Genomic DNA, 14,803 nt, shown 5'->3' with positions numbered 1-14,803 from the left:
CCCCCCCCGCCCCCCCCCCCCCCGCTTCGTTGTCAGCTCAGCGAGAGCGTCAGGCCGTGGCCGTGCCCTCGCCGCCGCCGGTGTTGCCACCGACCGGGCCGCCGAAGTCCATCGGACCGGACAGGTCGTCCGACGACGGGACAGCGCCCTTCATGTCGGTGTCGACCTGGTCGGATGCTCGCGTGTGCTCCGAGAGCGCCTTCGGCGTGCCGGAGAACGTGAACTTCGCGTCCTTGCCCTCACCGTCGGCGTCCACGAGCACGAGGTCGCCCTTGGACAGCTCGCCGAAGAGGATCTTCTCCGACAGCTGGTCCTCGATCTCGCGCTGGATCGTGCGACGCAGCGGACGAGCACCGAGAGCCGGGTCGTAGCCGCGCTTGGCGAGCAGGTTCTTGGCGGTCTGCGTGAGCTCGATCGCCATGTCCTGGTCCTTGAGGCGCTCGTCCAGCTTCGCGACCATGAGGTCGACGATCTGCACGATCTCCTCCTGCGACAGCTGCGGGAACACGATCGTGTCGTCCACGCGGTTGAGGAACTCGGGGCGGAAGTGCTGCTTGAGCTCCTCCGAGACCTTCGCCTTCATCCGGTCGTAGTTGCTGCGCTGGTCGTTGCCGGCTGCGAAGCCGAGCGTGACGCCCTTCGCGATGTCGCGAGTGCCCAGGTTCGTCGTCATGATGATGACGGTGTTCTTGAAGTCCACGACACGGCCCTGGCTGTCGGTCAGGCGACCGTCCTCCAGGATCTGCAGCAGCGAGTTGAAGATGTCGGCGTGAGCCTTCTCCACCTCGTCGAACAGGACGACCGAGAACGGCTTGCGACGCACCTTCTCCGTCAGCTGGCCGCCCTCTTCGTACCCGACGTAGCCGGGGGGCGAACCGAACAGACGCGAGACGGTGTGCTTCTCCGCGTACTCGGACATGTCGAGCGTGATGAGCGCGTCCTCGTCACCGAAGAGGAACTCGGCGAGCGACTTGGCGAGCTCGGTCTTACCCACACCGGTCGGGCCGGCGAAGATGAACGAACCACCGGGACGACGCGGGTCCTTGAGCCCCGCACGCGTACGACGGATGGCCTGCGACAGCGCCTTGATGGCGTCGTCGTTGCCGATGACGCGCTTGTGCAGCTCGTCCTCCATGCGCAGCAGTCGCGAGGACTCCTCCTCGGTCAGCTTGAACACCGGGATGCCGGTGGACGCGGCGAGAACCTCGGCGACGAGCTCCTCGTCGAGCACGGCCGCGACGTCCTGGTCGCCGGCCTTCCAGGCCTTCTCCTTGGCTTCCTTCTCCTCGACGAGCTTGCGCTCGTCGTCACGCAGGGAGGCGGCCTTCTCGAAGTCCTGGCCGTCGATGGCCGATTCCTTCTCGCGACGCACGTGCGCGATCTTCTCGTCGAACTCGCGCAGCTCCGGCGGAGCCGTCATGCGACGGATGCGCAGGCGAGCGCCGGCTTCGTCGATGAGGTCGATCGCCTTGTCCGGCAGGTACCGGTCGGTGATGTAGCGGTCGGCCATGTTGACGGCGCCGACGAGCGCGGAGTCGGTGATCGTCACGCGGTGGTGTGCCTCGTAGCGGTCACGCAGACCCTTGAGGATCTCGATCGCGTGCGGGATCGACGGCTCGTTGACCTGGATCGGCTGGAAACGACGCTCGAGCGCCGCGTCCTTCTCGATGTGCTTGCGGTACTCGTCGAGCGTCGTCGCACCGACCGTCTGAAGCTCACCGCGGGCGAGCATCGGCTTGAGGATCGACGCGGCGTCGATCGCACCCTCGGCGGCACCTGCGCCGACGAGGGAGTGGATCTCGTCGATGAACAGGATGATGTCGCCGCGCGTGCGGATCTCCTTGAGCACCTTCTTGAGGCGCTCCTCGAAGTCACCGCGGTAGCGGGAACCGGCGACGAGCGAGCCGAGGTCGAGCGAGTAGACGTGCTTGTCCTTGAGCGTCTCGGGCACGTCGCCCGCGACGATCGCGGCGGACAGGCCCTCGACGACGGCCGTCTTACCGACACCGGGCTCACCGATGAGCACCGGGTTGTTCTTCGTACGACGCGACAGCACCTGCATGACGCGCTCGATTTCCTTCTCGCGCCCGATGACCGGGTCGAGCTTGCCCTCGCGGGCGGCCTGCGTCAGGTTGCGACCGAACTGGTCGAGCACCGTCGAACCCGCGGGCGTGCCCTCGGCGGGGCCGGACGACGACGCGCCGACGCCGGCACCGGCCGGCTCACCCTTGCCCTGGTAGCCCGAAAGGAGCTGGATGACGGTGGTGCGCACCGTCGACAGGTCTGCGCCGAGCTTGACGAGGACCTGCGCGGCAACGCCCTCACCCTCGCGGATGAGGCCGAGCAGGATGTGCTCGGTGCCGATGTAGCTGTGGCCGAGCTGCAGCCCCTCACGCAGGGAGAGCTCGAGAACCTTCTTCGCGCGGGGCGTGAAGGGAATGTGGCCGGACTGCGTCTGCTGCCCCTGGCCGATGATCTCCTGAACCTGTTCACGCACGGCGTCCAAGGAGATGCCGAGCGACTCGAGCGCCTTGGCGGCAACGCCTTCGCCTTCGTGGATGAGGCCCAGGAGGATGTGCTCCGTGCCGATGTAGTTGTGGTTGAGCATGCGCGCTTCCTCCTGCGCGAGCACCACCACACGGCGGGCACGGTCGGTAAACCGTTCGAACATGTCATCTCCTCGATGCCGAGATCTCACTCGATGCTAGCCGGGAGCGCCGAGATCGCACGTTTCGCGCGTTCGAGGCTCGCCGGGCTTCGACGTTGCCAACGCCTCGATCCGTCATCCTGTTCCGCATCGACGCCGGAAGTGGCACGCGTTCGCCGTGGGCGGAACCGAGCCCGATGTCCTGCGTGGGTTTGATGCGTGAAACCAACCGGGTCACGGCTCGCCTCGTCGCTACGCTGGCCGACGTGCAAACCGTCACGCTCCGCCTCCGTGTCTTCGGCCTCGACGTCGATGTCGACGTGCCCGCGGAGCGAGCGGAGTCGATCCGTTCGCAGTGGGCGTGGTGTCTGCCCGATTCGCCTGCCCAGCGCGACATCGCGCCGCTGCCGGGCGCGCCCGAGCTCAACGACGAGCCCCTCACCGTCACGCGCGGCGCCGACGGCGAATCGGACGACCACATCGCCGACTACAACCTCACGACGAGCATCACCCGCGAGGCAATCGGACGCCGCGCAGCCCAGTTCGTCATGCTGCACGCCGGCGGCGTCGCGGAGCCGGAGACCGGCCGAGTCGCAGGGTTCGTCGCCGCATCAGGTACGGGTAAGACGACGGCCACCCGCCACTTCTGCTCCCGCGGCTACGGCTACGTCAGCGACGAGTCGCTCATCATCGGCGAGGCCCGCACGGTCATGCCCTACCCGAAGCCGCTGTCGGTCGTCATCGACCCCAGCAAGCCGTACGAGAAGACACAGCACGACCCTGGCGAGGTGGGGCTCGCGTTCCCTCCGGCCGGGCCGCTGACGCTCGGACCGCTCGTCGTTCTCGTCCGCGAGCGTGGCGAGGAGGCGTCGGGCGACGTCGCCCGCCTGGAGCACACTCATCTCTTCGACGGCCTCGCTCAGGTTCTCCCTCAGTCGTCGGCCATGCCGGAGATTCCCGGTTCGCTCGACGTCCTCGCGCGGCTCGCCCAGGGGGGTGGGGGCATCCACGAGATGCACTACCGGGAAATCGCCGAGACCGAGCACCTCCTGCGGAGGGCCCTCGCGCTCGAACCGCTGGAGCCGTTCTGGCGCCACGTGCCCGGCGCGTGGGGTGACACCTCGCCCTACCTTCCGCCGGAGCAGTTTCCCGTCGACCCCGATCGAGTGGCGGAGGGCCTCGAGGTCGAACGCGCACGTTTCGTCGACGCCCTCGTCGACGACGAGGTCATGGAGGCCATCGTTCTGCTCGGCGCGGCGCCGGTGCGGATGTCGGGGCTCGCGACACTCGTGTGGGACGCGAGCGCCGAGCCGCGCGACCTCGAGCAGCTCACAGCGCAGTGCGTCGCGGAGCTCGGCGACCACCCGGACGCCACGGCCCTCGTGCAGGAGACCCTCGTCCAGATGCTCGCCGACGGGGTGTTGCGCCCGGTCGAGTAGCGGAGTCGCGACCGGCGAGCCGCAGCGTCAGACCGCTTCGCCGCGCGCCTTCTTCGCCCGGTCGACGCTGGCCTGCAGAGCCGCGAGAAGATCGACGACCTCGGCGCTCTCCTCCTTCTCGGCCTCGGGCTCGTGGACCTCTCCCCCGGCGAGCTTGGCCTCGACGAGCTGCTTGACGGCCTGCTCGTACTCGTCCTCGTAGGCGCTCGGGTCGAAGTCACCCGAGAGCGATTCGACCAGCATCGCGGCCATCGCCTGCTCGGCGTCGGTGACCTCGCTCTTCTCGGCGAGCACCGCGAAGTCGGGCTCGCGCACCTCGTCGGGCCACAACAGCGTCTGCAGCACGAGGGTGTCCTCGTGAACGCGCAACACCGCCACGGTCACGCGCGTGCGGATGGCCACCGTCACGACGGCGACGCGACCGCTCTCCTCGAGCGCGCTGCGCAGAAGGGCGTACGGCTTGATCGCGGCCTTGTCGGGTTCGAGGTAGTAGACCTTGTCGAGCACGAGCGGGCTGATCTGCTCGGCCGGCACGAAGCGGTCGACTGCGATCTCCTTGCTCGTCGACAGGGGCAGCTCGGCGAGGTCGGCGTCGGTGAGCACGACCATCTGACCCTCGTCGGTCTCGTAGCCCTTCGCGATGTCGCTGTAGGCCACCTTCTCGCCGTCGAGACTGCACACCCGCTGGTACTTGATGCGCCCGCCGTCCTCGGCGTGGACCTGACGGAACGGAACGTCGTGGTTCTCGGTGGCGGAGTACAACCGCACCGGCACGTTGACGAGGCCGAAGCTGACCGCGCCCTTCCAGATGGCTCGCATGGCGTCCTTTCCTCGCGGGCTGCGTGTGGCCCGCACACCGCGTCTAGGGTGAGCCTATGCGCCCCATGCTCGCCTCACCCGCAGCAGCGCCGCCGACGGGGCCGTCGTGGCGCCACGAGGTGAAGTGGGACGGCATTCGCGCCATCGTCACGGTGAGCGGCGGCGAGGTGAGCACCGCCACCCGGTCCGGCGCCGACGCCACGGCTCGCTTCCCCGAGATCACCGGCTCGCACCTCGCCGACTTCGACGACATCGTGCTCGACGGCGAGATCGTCGCCCTCGTCGACGGAGCACCCGACTTCCGCACGGTGATGCACCGGCTCGCTCCCGGAGGAAGCCGCTCGCGAATGTCGGCAACCTCGCCCGAGGACGCCCGGCGCATGGCCCGAACCCCCGTGCGGTTCATGGCCTTCGACGTCCTGCGCGCCGCCGGCCACGACGTCGTCACGATGCCGTGGAGCGCCCGGCGCGCCCTGCTCGAGGGGGCGGGCGTGGCTGACGGCGTCGCCGTCGAGGTGCCGGAGGCGTACGAGGACGGCGCGGCCCTTTTCGCCGCGACGCTCGAACAGGGCGTGGAAGGCATCGTGAGCAAGCGCGTCGACGCTCCGTACCGACCCGGCGTGCGCAGCGAGGAGTGGCTCAAGAGCGTCCATCGCCAGGCGGACACCTTCGTCGTCGGAGGCTGGCGGCCGGTCGCGGGTTCGCTCGCGCAGGTGGGTGCGATCCTCGTCGGCGAGGTGACCGACAACGGCCTGCGCTACCGCGGCCGCGTGGGGACCGGCTTCTCCGCCTCCAGCGGTCGGGCGTTGCTCGAGTGGCTCACGCCGATGCCACAGTGCCCCTTCACCGCCGACGACCTGCCGCCCGAGGACCTCGAGGGCACGCACTGGGTGCGCCCGGAGATCACGGTCGACGTCACCCACCTCGGCCGCAGCGCCGGCGGGCGCCTGCGTCAGCCGTCCTACAAGGGTCTGCGCCTCGACATCGGGGGTGCGCGTGGCTGACGAACCGACGGTCACCGTCGCCGAGGTCGACGGGCGGCGCCTGAAGCTGACGAATCTCGACAAGCTCCTCTACCCCGCCACCGAGACGACGAAGGGCGAGGTGCTCCACTACTACGCGGCTGTCGCACCGCGCCTGTTGCCGCAGATGGCCGGGCGCCCCGTGACGCGCGTCCGCTTCCCCCACGGCGTGGGCGACCTCAACTTCTTCGAGAAGAACGTGCCCGGCGGAGCGCCCTCGTGGCTGACGGCGCACGACATCGACGGCGTGCGCTACCCCTTCGTCGACTCGACGGCGGCGCTCACCTACTTCGCCAATCTCGCGTCGCTCGAGTTCCACACGCCGCAGTGGCGCTGGGAGAACGGCGAGCGCCGGGCTCCCGATCGCCTCGTGCTCGACCTCGACCCCGGCGCACCCGCGGGCCTCGACGAGTGCGCGCGCGTGGCCCTCGTCATGAAGGACCTGCTCGATTCCCTCGGGTGGGCCTGCGTACCCGTCACCTCGGGCAGCAAGGGGATGCAGGTCTACGCGGCCCTCGACGGGAAACGCTCGAGCGACGAGGCCCGCGAGTTCGCCCGCGTCGTCGCGGAGAAACTCACCGAGCTCGAACCTGATCTCGTGACGGCCAAGATGACCAAATCCCTACGCCCGGGAAAGGTATTCATCGATTGGTCGCAGAACGTGGCGGCGAAGACGACCATCACGCCGTGGTCACTGCGCGGAAGGAACCGGCCCTTCGTTGCGCTGCCGCGCACGTGGGACGAGATCAGCAACGCGGCGGACAGCCCCGGAACTCTGGAACAGATCGATCTCGACGAGGTGCTCGATCACAGAATGCACTCGGAAGATCCTATGAACATCCTGAAAAGAGGATAAAACAAACCAAATGGTCCGTCATTGGATGAAATGACGAGCCCTTTGGTTTGTTCACCGAGTTCAGTTCAGCCCTTGGCGGCGTCGAACGCCTTGAGAACGTCGGCCGAAACGCGACCACGGTCGCTGACCTTGTAACCGTTCGCACGACCCCACTCGCGAATCTCGTTCAGATCGTTACGAGCTGACGTCGTGCGAGCCTGCTGCTTGCGGCCACCGACACGACGCGCGTGCCCGACCCACTTCGAGAGCGAGTCGCGCAACTGCGCGGCGTTCGCGTCAGAGAGGTCGATCTCGTAGCTGACGCCGTCGAGACCGAATTGAATGGTCTCCGCGGCCTCTGAACCGTCGATGTCGTCCTCAAGCGTCACGTGTACACGCTGCGCCATGTTGTGCACCCCTTCAGGCCATTTCATTGAGCCGAGCACTGCGCTCGGTCACTTCAACAAGGCAAGCCTAACGAAAGGGTTAAGAAAAACGAAAATCTAATTATCACGATCGACCGAGCGATCAATTCGGCTATCCATCGTTCCAGGTGCCGACTTGGGAAGGTGCGCATTCTGCAGAACTGCGTCTGCTTCCTTCGGCGCGACGGTGCCCTTGGCAAGGTCGTGATCACGTTCCCACTGCTGCTGGGCGATGCGCTCGCGGCGGTCGCCCTCCATGATGTGGCGCATGATGACGTAGAAGAGACCGAGGATGCCGATGGACGGCACGAGCGTCTGAATGGCCGGCCACAGGGTGTCCACGACTTCACGTCCTTTCGTCGAATCCGAGCGCGGCGCTCGGAGCCTTCATTCTACGGATGCCCGCTCCGAGGCGGGCGCCCACGTCAGCGATCGCCGCCGATGACCAGCGGGATGTTGTCGATGAGGCGCGTCGTCCCCACCTTCGCGGCCACGGCGAGCAGTGCCTCTCCGCGGAAGTACTCGGGCACCTGTTCGAGCGTCACCGGGTCGACGAGCACGAGATAGTCGACGAGCGCGAGCGGCTCATGCACGAGCACCTCACGGGCCGCACGCCGAACGGCGGCCGGGCCGGAGTTGCGTGCAGCTTCCCCGGCCTTGAGTGCCTTCGACAGGCACAGGGCCACCTCGCGGTCGTGCTCACTGAGGTAGACGTTGCGGCTGGAGAGGGCGAGGCCGTCGTGCTCGCGCACCGTCGGGACGCCGACGATCTCGACGGGCATGTCGAGGTCGCGCGCCATGCGCTTGATGAGCAGGAGCTGCTGCGCGTCCTTCTGCCCGTAGTAGGCGCGGGTCGGGCCGACGATGTTGAGCAACTTGTTGACGACGGTGAGCATGCCGTCGAAGTGACCGGGGCGCGATGCGCCCTCAAGAACGGTGCCGAGCGGGCCGGCGGAGATGCGGACGCCGGGCTCGCCGTCGGGGTAGACGACGTCGGGGCTGGGGGCGAACACGAGGTCAGCGCCCTCTCGCTCGCAGATCTCGAGGTCGCTCGTGAGCGTGCGCGGGTAACGAGACAGGTCCTCACCAGCGGCGAACTGCAGCGGGTTGAGGAAGATCGTCACGATGACGTTGTCGTTGGCGGCGCGTGCTTCACGGATGAGGGTGGCGTGGCCCTCGTGGAGGGCGCCCATCGTCATGACGACGGCGACGCTGCCGTCGAGCTTCGCTCGGGCGTCGGTGAACTCGGCTCGGGTGTGGGCGACGACGGGTGCGCTCATCGGGGTTCTCCTGGTGCTGGCGGTTCGGTGGTGTCGGAGGGGCCCGCGACACCGGGCGGGTCGAGGACGCCGAGGACGGCGTCGATCTGGATCGGGGTGAGCGCCCCGCGCGATCCCGCACGGCGGGCCGTGGCGAGCGCGAGGGCGCGGTAGGTGGGCGGGATGTCGCCGGCGACACCGTCGGCTGCGAGGGCATCGAGCATCGCGAGGTGACGCGTCAGCGTGCCCGCATCGCCACGGGCGACGGGGCCGGTGAGGGCCTTGTCGCCACGCTCGAGGGCGTTGTCGAGGGCGGCTTCGAGTAGCGGCCGCAGGAGGCGTCCGGGGTCGTCGACGTCGATGCGGCGCAACAGTTCGGCGGCCTGCGCGACGAGGGTGACGAGGTGGTTCGAGCCGTGTGCGAGCGCTGCGTGGTACTGCGTGCGGTCGGCCTCGTCGAGGGTGAACGGCTCCCCGCCGATGTCGAGGACGAGGGCGTCCGCGACCATGCGGTGGTCGGGCATCGCCGTGACGGCGAAGGGGCATCCGGAGAGGCGCGGCAGGTCGGCGTCGGTGCCGCTGAACGTCATCGCCGGGTGGATGGCGAGGGGCACGCCGCCGGCCTCGACGACCGGGGAGAGCACGGCCAGGCCCTGCGCACCGCTCGTGTGAACGACGATGCGGGCGCCGAGGGCGCCCGGGAAGTCGAGTCCCGCGACGAGCGGTGCCAGTTCGTCGTCGGGGACGGTGAGCAGGAGCAGGTCGGCACGCTGGGCGACCTCCTGTGGCTGGAGGAGCGGCACGCCGGGCAGCAGCGCCTCGGCGCGCTCACGGCTCGCGTCGCTGACGCCGGACGCCGCGACGACCTCGTGCCCGGCCTTGCGCAACGCGGCAGCGAGGACGGCACCGACGCGTCCGGCACCGATGACGCCGACGCGAAGGCTCGGCGGCCCCATTTCACTCACTCGCCCCACGCTACCTGCGATCCGCATCCCCGATGTTGACCGGGCGCCGCGGCACCGGCGCCTCGTTACGCAGGCAACATCACAACGCGTCGACGAGGCGGGCGGCGTCCGTGCGGTTCTGCACCCTGACGATCGGGAGGCCGGGGCGCGCTCTCGCCATCTCCTGGACGAGGCTGCGGTTGCGGTCGTACGTCGCCCAGGCCCACCGGACGATGTGCTCGGGGTCGGTGAAAACCTCATGCAGGGGGCCTTCGACGTTGCCGTTCCACAGCTCCTCGCGGTGCCGACGCCGTCGCACCGTGCGCGCGACGACCTGTCGCATGACGCCGTGGCGCGGCAGGTCGAGCCAGACGATGAGGTCGGCGCGCTGCGCGAGGAGCGGGCGCACCTGGCTGTACTGCCATTCGGTGACCCAGGCCGCGCCTGCGCTGAAGCGCTCGACGTCGTCGAGGAAGGTGGCGCGCGGGGTCCAGTTCGGGCCGTGGAAGAGAGCGTCGATCTCGACGTGTTCGATGCCGAGCGCGTCGCCGATGCGGGCGGCGAGGGTTGTCTTCCCGGAGCCGGAAGTGCCCGCGACGAGAACGCGGCGGGCCGGTTCGCGCGATGTGCGGCTCACGAACTCGTCAACATCGATGATCGGCATCCGCCCATTCTCCCGATGATGAGCGGGCGCCGCGGCACGGGTGCCGCGTTCTTGAGGAAACATCGCGACAATGGGAGCGTGAGCACCCACCCCCGACCCTGGTTCGACGCCTGGCACGATGCGCTCTACGGCGAAGCCGGTTTCTATCGACGCGACGAGGGGCCGGCGGGCCACTTCGCCACCTCGGCGCAGGGCATTCCCGGCGTCGCCGATGTGCTGGCTCAGGCGGTGCTCGCCTACGCCGAGCGCTGCGACGCCGAGGTCGTCGTGGACTTCGCATGCGGGCGCGGTGAACTCCTCGAGGCTCTCGCACGGTTCGCTGACCCGTCGCTCGAGCTCGTCGGCGTCGATGTCGTCGCTCGGCCGGACGCCGTGAGCGACCGCATCGCGTGGGTGCAGTCACCGGGTGCGGCCGCCGTTCCCGACTTCGATTTCCTCGACGGACGCCGCGCGCTCGTCGTCGCTCACGAGTGGCTCGACGTCGTGCCGTGCACGGTCGCCGAAGCAGACGACGACGGCGTCCTGCGCAGCGTTCTCGTCGCACACGACGGCACTGAGTCAGTCGGCGAGCCGCTCACCGAGCCCGAGCTCGACTGGGTCCGACGCTGGTGGCGGCCGCAGCACGATACTTCGGACGCCACGTCGTCTCCCGGCCCCGACGCTGCCGAGACCCACCTTCCCGGCGAGCGCGTCGAGGTCGGCCTCACCCGTGACCGCGCGTGGTCGTACCTGATCGAGAACGTGTCACGCCACGCCACGCCGGGCAGCGTTCTCGTCGGTGTGGACTACGGCCACACGAGAGCGACGCGGCCACCGCTCGGCACACTCACCGGGTTCCGCGAAGGCGCCGAGTGCACTCCGATCCCGGACGGTTCGTGCGACGTCACGGCCCACGTGGCCGTCGATTCCCTCGACGCCGATCACGTGACGACGCAGCGCGCCGTCATGCTCGATCTGTTCGGCGAGGAGCCCCTCGAGCCGGTGCCGCTCGATCTGGCGCACACCGCCCCCCCGGCCTACCTGCAACGGCTGGCGGTACGTTCGGCGCTGGCGGCCGCCGTCAGCCCCGACGGTTTGGGCGCGTTCTTCTGGTGGGTGCGCGAGATCCGCTGACCTTCGGCAGGCTTCAGTCGGTTTCGGCCGCCGCAGCCTTGCGCGCACGGTAGGCCGCGACGTTGGCCCTGTTGCCGCAGCCGCGATCGCAGTATCGGCGTGAGCGGTTCTTCGACAGATCCACGAGCACTCCCCCGCAGTCGCCGGCGCACATCTTGAGTCGTTCGAGTTCGTCGGCGCGGATGACGTCGATGAACGCCATGACCGATTCCACCGCGATGCGGCTCGCGAGCGGCGCGTCGGACGGCGTCGCGTGGAGGTGATAATCCCACCCGTCGTGGCGCACGAGCTGCGGCAGGGCCTCGTTCTGGAGGAGCACGTCGTTGACGAACGTGACGAGGTCGTCACGTGACATCGACCACGCTTCGAGGAAGCGGGGACGCAGCGCACGCACCTCGTCGAGCTCCGCTCGGGTGTGCGTGTGAGCACCCGTGTAGGCCCAGCTGCGCACGAATTCGTCGAGATCCCCGACGTCTTCGAGCGAGTCCTCCGGAGTCAACGTGTTGACGAGGGCCGCCGCGGAGAGCAGCGAATCCTCCGTGTCATGACCAAACGCCATTTTGACTCCTGACCTTGTGACGACTTAACGTAACCACTCAACTTACTTTTTACCACTTACACGAGAGTTGGAGGTGTTCCCATGGCTCCCACCCAGGTCGCGCACGACATCCACCCCGTTCCCGTTCCGACCCGCAAGCGGTTCGGCCGACGCGAAGGTGCGATGTCACATACGAGCATGGGACTCATCGTCGCCATTGTCTCGTGTGCGGCGTTCGGAACGTCGGGTTCCTTCGCCAAGGCGCTGCTCGGTTCCGGCTGGACGCCGGTGACGGCAGTCGCCGCCCGCATCACCATCGCAGCGTTCGTGCTCGCCGTTCCGACGGCGCTCGCCCTGCGCGGTCGTTGGCAAACGGTGGCGGAGAACTGGAAGCCGATCGTCCTCTACGGCATCTTCGGCGTCGCGGGCTGCCAGCTCTTCTACTTCAACGCCGTGACCCACGTCAGCGTCGGCGTGGCGCTGCTCATCGAGTACCTCGCGCCGGTGCTGCTCGTCGGCTGGGCGTGGGCCCGCTACGGTCGCGCCCCACGTCGCCTCACGGTGGCGGGCACGCTCGCGGCGGTCGTCGGATTGCTCTTCGTCCTCGACGTGTTCAACGGGTTCACCGTCGACCTCGTCGGCGTCGCGTGGGCGCTCGGCGCGGCGCTGTGCCTCGTCGTGTACTTCATCATCGCCAGTGACGACCAGTCGAGCCTCCCCTCGATCGCGCTCGCCGGTGGCGGCATGGTCGTCGGCGCCCTCATCCTGCTCGCAATCTGCGCCGTGCAGGCACTGCCTACCGCGGTGAGCACGCAGGACGTCGCCTTCGCCGGCAGCCATGTGCCGTTCTGGGTTCCGGTGCTCGGCCTCGCCGTCATCGCGGCGGCGCTCGCCTACGCGACCGGCATCTACGCCGCGCGCGTGCTCGGTTCCACGGTCGCGTCGTTCATCTCGCTGCTCGAGGTGCTGTTCGCCGTCGCGTTCGCGTGGATGATCGTCGGCGAGGTGCCGACGCTCGTGCAGGCCGTCGGCGGACTGTTCATCGTCGGCGGCGTGGTGCTCGTGCGCGTCGACGAGTCGCGTCACGCCGAGGCCTTCGGACCGGTCGTCGCCGCCGAGCACGACGAAGAGGTGACGCGCTGGCTCGACGAAGCCCAGGCGCCCGTCGTCGATGACGAGCACGCCGGCGGCGCCACCGCTCTGCGCGAGGCCGCCCGCTCCTGATCGGCTCGAAGGTGGGGCCCCCGGGGGGCGCCCCCGGGGGGCCCCAGGGGCGGGGCGGGCCCCCCCCACCCCCCCCAGGGGGCGGCCCCCCCCCCCCCCCCCCCCCCCCAACACACCCCCCCCCCCCCCCCCCCCGCCCCCCCCCCCCCCCGCCCGGGGGGGGCCGACGATCCCGGCGACGAGCCGCACGAGCCCGACGACGAGGAGCCGTCCAACTCCGAGGCCGCCGACGGGAGCGAAGCGACTGACGGGCCAAGCGCCGATTCTCCTCAATCGCCGCCTGCCCAGGACGACAGCCCGCGTGACGAGCAGTCATCCACGTCCTCGCACGACACGCACGCCGAGACAGAGGCGGATCAGAGCCCTGCCGATACACAGGACGAACCGCAGAACGCGGCCGCACCCGTCGCGACGGCATCGGTCGGCGCCCCCTACCGCCCACAGCGCTTCGAACTGTCGAGCATCGGCCGAGGTGAGGCCGGACGACGCAGCCGAGCCGAAACGACGACGGGCCGCGTCGTCGGTGTACACCCCGATCGTGAGGGCAAGGTCCACCTCCTCGCGACGGTCCGCGAGGCAGCCGTGCGGCAAGCAGCACGGAAGGCCGAGCCCGGCTCGGGGCTCCTCGTCGAACCGGCAGACCTGCGCCATGCGCGGATCATGGGTCGCGAATCCAACCTCGTCCTCTTCTGCGTGGATGCCTCGGGCTCGATGGCCGCACGCAAGCGGATGAGCGAGGTCAAGACCGCCGTGCTCTCGCTCTTGCTCGACGCCTACGAGCGTCGCGACAAGGTTGGCCTCGTGACGTTCGCCGGCGACGGTGCCCGCCTCGTCCTGCCGCCGACCTCCTCCGTCGACCGAGCCGCGACCCTGCTCGCCGACGTTCCGCACGGCGGGCGCACCCCTGTCGAGGAGGGCCTGCTCGAAGCGGCGGACGTGCTGCGCATCGAGCGGCTGCGCGACCCGAACCGACGTCCCCTGCTCGTGCTCGTCACCGACGGCCGCGCGACGAGCGGCGAGCGCGCCCTCGAGCGAGCCTTCGACGTGGCCGATAGGTGGCACTCCCTCGACGTCGAGACGATCGTCGTCGACTGCGAATCGGGACGCTTCCGACTCGGCCTCGCGGGGCAGCTCGCCCAGCGGATGCTCGCCCGTCACGTGCCGCTGGAACAGGTTTCGGCCACCGGCCTCATCGACGCCATCGCTCCCGCGGCGACGCCGCGCACCTCGAACGGGAAGGCAGCCTGATGCCCCAGGGACAGACCCCCAGCACTCCGGACGACGGCCTCACGACCCGTCAGCGCCGCAACCGCCCCCTCGTCGTCGTCCACCACGGCGCGGGCAAGGGCAAGTCGACGGCCGCCTTCGGGCTCGCGCTGCGCGCCTGGAACCAGGGCTGGTCGATCGGCGTCTTCCAGTTCGTGAAGTCCGCCAAGTGGCGCATCGGTGAGCAGGCCGCGCTCGAAGCGCTCGGTGAAGTCCACACGAGCACGGGCCAGGGTGGCCCAGTCGAGTGGCACAAGATGGGCTCCGGCTGGTCGTGGTCGCGCCGCGCCGGCTGCGAGGAGGACCACGCTGCCGATGCGCTCGAGGGGTGGCGCGAGATCCAGCGACGACTGGCCGCCGAGACACACGGCTTCTACGTCCTCGACGAATTCACCTACCCCATCAAGTGGGGTTGGATCGACCCGCACGAGGTGGCCGAGACCCTGTCCTCGCGCCCCGGCCACCAGCACGTCGTCATCACCGGACGTGACCCGCACCCCACGCTCATCGAGGTCGCCGATCTCGTGACGGAGATGACGAAGGTGAAGCACCCGTTCGATTCCGGCCAGAAGGGCCAGCGGGGCATCGAATGGTGAGTGGATCAGGGG

16 protein-coding genes are annotated in these 14,803 nt (G+C 69.1%); 7 read left to right on the top strand and 9 right to left on the bottom strand.

Going from position 1 to position 14,803, the window contains the following annotated elements; translation table 11 throughout:
- Positions 1-49 precede the first annotated feature (49 nt).
- The gene (locus K9D12_RS07210) at positions 50-2,671 is read right to left on the bottom strand and encodes an ATP-dependent Clp protease ATP-binding subunit (RefSeq protein ID WP_047312456.1); all 2,622 of its coding nucleotides are present in this window, start codon (positions 2,669-2,671) and stop codon (positions 50-52) included.
- Positions 2,672-2,913: 242 nt separating this feature from the next.
- Between K9D12_RS07210 and K9D12_RS07205 the strand changes: the two genes are divergently transcribed.
- On the top strand, positions 2,914-4,086 hold the full coding sequence (locus K9D12_RS07205; RefSeq protein WP_223059815.1) for a hypothetical protein: 1,173 nt from the start codon (positions 2,914-2,916) through the stop codon (positions 4,084-4,086).
- A 27-nt stretch (positions 4,087-4,113) separates the two neighbouring features.
- Here the strand turns inward: K9D12_RS07205 and K9D12_RS07200 are convergent, their stop codons facing one another.
- Entirely contained in the window at positions 4,114-4,905 is a 792-nt protein-coding gene (locus K9D12_RS07200) for a Ku protein (protein WP_223059814.1), read from the bottom strand.
- 56 nt (positions 4,906-4,961) lie between these two features.
- On the opposite strand from K9D12_RS07200, the gene ligD (K9D12_RS07195) reads away from it, so the two are divergent.
- Together ligD (K9D12_RS07195) and ligD (K9D12_RS07190) are read left to right on the top strand one after the other, a co-directional pair.
- Positions 4,962-5,909, top strand: a complete 948-nt coding sequence (gene ligD / locus K9D12_RS07195) for a non-homologous end-joining DNA ligase (protein WP_223059813.1) — start codon at positions 4,962-4,964, stop codon at positions 5,907-5,909.
- A complete protein-coding gene (gene ligD, locus K9D12_RS07190; protein ID WP_129664966.1) occupies positions 5,902-6,783 on the top strand; it encodes a non-homologous end-joining DNA ligase in 882 nt (293 codons plus the stop codon). Before ligD (K9D12_RS07195) ends, ligD (K9D12_RS07190) begins: the two co-directional genes overlap by 8 nt.
- A gap of 65 nt (positions 6,784-6,848) precedes the next feature.
- Here ligD (K9D12_RS07190) and K9D12_RS07185 read toward each other — a convergent pair whose 3' ends face one another.
- The 5 genes from K9D12_RS07185 to K9D12_RS07165 form a co-directional block, all read right to left on the bottom strand.
- Positions 6,849-7,169, bottom strand: coding sequence for an Lsr2 family protein (locus tag K9D12_RS07185; RefSeq protein WP_047312620.1), 321 nt, complete (start codon positions 7,167-7,169; stop codon positions 6,849-6,851).
- A 96-nt stretch (positions 7,170-7,265) separates the two neighbouring features.
- The gene (locus K9D12_RS07180) at positions 7,266-7,529 is read right to left on the bottom strand and encodes a hypothetical protein (protein WP_047312459.1); all 264 of its coding nucleotides are present in this window, start codon (positions 7,527-7,529) and stop codon (positions 7,266-7,268) included.
- A gap of 83 nt (positions 7,530-7,612) precedes the next feature.
- Positions 7,613-8,467, bottom strand: coding sequence for a pantoate--beta-alanine ligase (gene panC / locus K9D12_RS07175; RefSeq protein WP_129664964.1), 855 nt, complete (start codon positions 8,465-8,467; stop codon positions 7,613-7,615).
- A complete protein-coding gene (locus K9D12_RS07170) occupies positions 8,464-9,402 on the bottom strand; it encodes a Rossmann-like and DUF2520 domain-containing protein (protein WP_082128884.1) in 939 nt (312 codons plus the stop codon). Before K9D12_RS07170 ends, panC begins: the two co-directional genes overlap by 4 nt.
- Before the next feature lie 88 nt (positions 9,403-9,490).
- Complete coding sequence (locus K9D12_RS07165) at positions 9,491-10,054, bottom strand: AAA family ATPase (protein WP_223059812.1); 564 nt, start codon at positions 10,052-10,054, stop codon at positions 9,491-9,493.
- Positions 10,055-10,132: 78 nt separating this feature from the next.
- Here K9D12_RS07165 and K9D12_RS07160 point away from each other — a divergent pair, with 78 nt between their 5' ends.
- Positions 10,133-11,167, top strand: a complete 1,035-nt coding sequence (locus tag K9D12_RS07160) for an SAM-dependent methyltransferase (RefSeq protein WP_322613349.1) — start codon at positions 10,133-10,135, stop codon at positions 11,165-11,167.
- A 13-nt stretch (positions 11,168-11,180) separates the two neighbouring features.
- Here K9D12_RS07160 and K9D12_RS07155 read toward each other — a convergent pair whose 3' ends face one another.
- Positions 11,181-11,726 carry a CGNR zinc finger domain-containing protein gene (locus K9D12_RS07155; RefSeq protein ID WP_223059810.1) on the bottom strand — a complete coding sequence of 182 codons (546 nt, stop codon included), beginning with the start codon at positions 11,724-11,726 and terminating at the stop codon, positions 11,181-11,183.
- A gap of 81 nt (positions 11,727-11,807) precedes the next feature.
- Here K9D12_RS07155 and K9D12_RS07150 point away from each other — a divergent pair, with 81 nt between their 5' ends.
- A complete protein-coding gene (locus tag K9D12_RS07150) occupies positions 11,808-12,929 on the top strand; it encodes a DMT family transporter (RefSeq protein ID WP_223059809.1) in 1,122 nt (373 codons plus the stop codon).
- Between the two features lie 312 nt (positions 12,930-13,241).
- On the opposite strand, the gene K9D12_RS14840 is transcribed toward K9D12_RS07150, so the two are convergent.
- On the bottom strand, positions 13,242-13,580 hold the full coding sequence (locus K9D12_RS14840) for a hypothetical protein (protein WP_225911032.1): 339 nt from the start codon (positions 13,578-13,580) through the stop codon (positions 13,242-13,244).
- A 9-nt stretch (positions 13,581-13,589) separates the two neighbouring features.
- Here K9D12_RS14840 and K9D12_RS07145 point away from each other — a divergent pair, with 9 nt between their 5' ends.
- Together K9D12_RS07145 and cobO are read left to right on the top strand one after the other, a co-directional pair.
- The gene (locus tag K9D12_RS07145; RefSeq protein WP_225911031.1) at positions 13,590-14,177 is read left to right on the top strand and encodes a VWA domain-containing protein; all 588 of its coding nucleotides are present in this window, start codon (positions 13,590-13,592) and stop codon (positions 14,175-14,177) included.
- Positions 14,177-14,791: a cob(I)yrinic acid a,c-diamide adenosyltransferase gene (gene cobO / locus K9D12_RS07140; protein WP_223059808.1), complete on the top strand. Its 615-nt coding sequence runs from the start codon at positions 14,177-14,179 to the stop codon at positions 14,789-14,791. Before K9D12_RS07145 ends, cobO begins: the two co-directional genes overlap by 1 nt.
- Positions 14,792-14,803: the final 12 nt, after the last annotated feature.

The organism is Dermacoccus sp. Tok2021 (assembly GCF_019895135.1).
Taxonomy (GTDB): domain Bacteria; phylum Actinomycetota; class Actinomycetes; order Actinomycetales; family Dermatophilaceae; genus Dermacoccus; species Dermacoccus abyssi.
Note: the sequence above shows the minus strand (reverse complement) of the source record. Positions and strands in the feature narration are given on the sequence as shown.

Coding starts and splice junctions, on each gene's coding strand:
- K9D12_RS07145 (WP_225911031.1), top strand. CDS start 13,590: ATGGGTCGCGAATCCAACCTCGTCCTCTTCTGCGTGGATGCCTCGGGC.
- panC (WP_129664964.1), bottom strand. CDS start 8,467: ATGAGCGCACCCGTCGTCGCCCACACCCGAGCCGAGTTCACCGACGCC.
- K9D12_RS07185 (WP_047312620.1), bottom strand. CDS start 7,169: ATGGCGCAGCGTGTACACGTGACGCTTGAGGACGACATCGACGGTTCA.
- K9D12_RS07150 (WP_223059809.1), top strand. CDS start 11,808: ATGGCTCCCACCCAGGTCGCGCACGACATCCACCCCGTTCCCGTTCCG.
- K9D12_RS14840 (WP_225911032.1), bottom strand. CDS start 13,580: ATGGCGCAGGTCTGCCGGTTCGACGAGGAGCCCCGAGCCGGGCTCGGC.
- K9D12_RS07200 (WP_223059814.1), bottom strand. CDS start 4,905: ATGCGAGCCATCTGGAAGGGCGCGGTCAGCTTCGGCCTCGTCAACGTG.
- K9D12_RS07210 (WP_047312456.1), bottom strand. CDS start 2,671: ATGTTCGAACGGTTTACCGACCGTGCCCGCCGTGTGGTGGTGCTCGCG.
- cobO (WP_223059808.1), top strand. CDS start 14,177: ATGCCCCAGGGACAGACCCCCAGCACTCCGGACGACGGCCTCACGACC.
- K9D12_RS07170 (WP_082128884.1), bottom strand. CDS start 9,402: ATGGGGCCGCCGAGCCTTCGCGTCGGCGTCATCGGTGCCGGACGCGTC.
- K9D12_RS07165 (WP_223059812.1), bottom strand. CDS start 10,054: ATGCCGATCATCGATGTTGACGAGTTCGTGAGCCGCACATCGCGCGAA.
- ligD (WP_223059813.1), top strand. CDS start 4,962: ATGCGCCCCATGCTCGCCTCACCCGCAGCAGCGCCGCCGACGGGGCCG.
- K9D12_RS07155 (WP_223059810.1), bottom strand. CDS start 11,726: ATGGCGTTTGGTCATGACACGGAGGATTCGCTGCTCTCCGCGGCGGCC.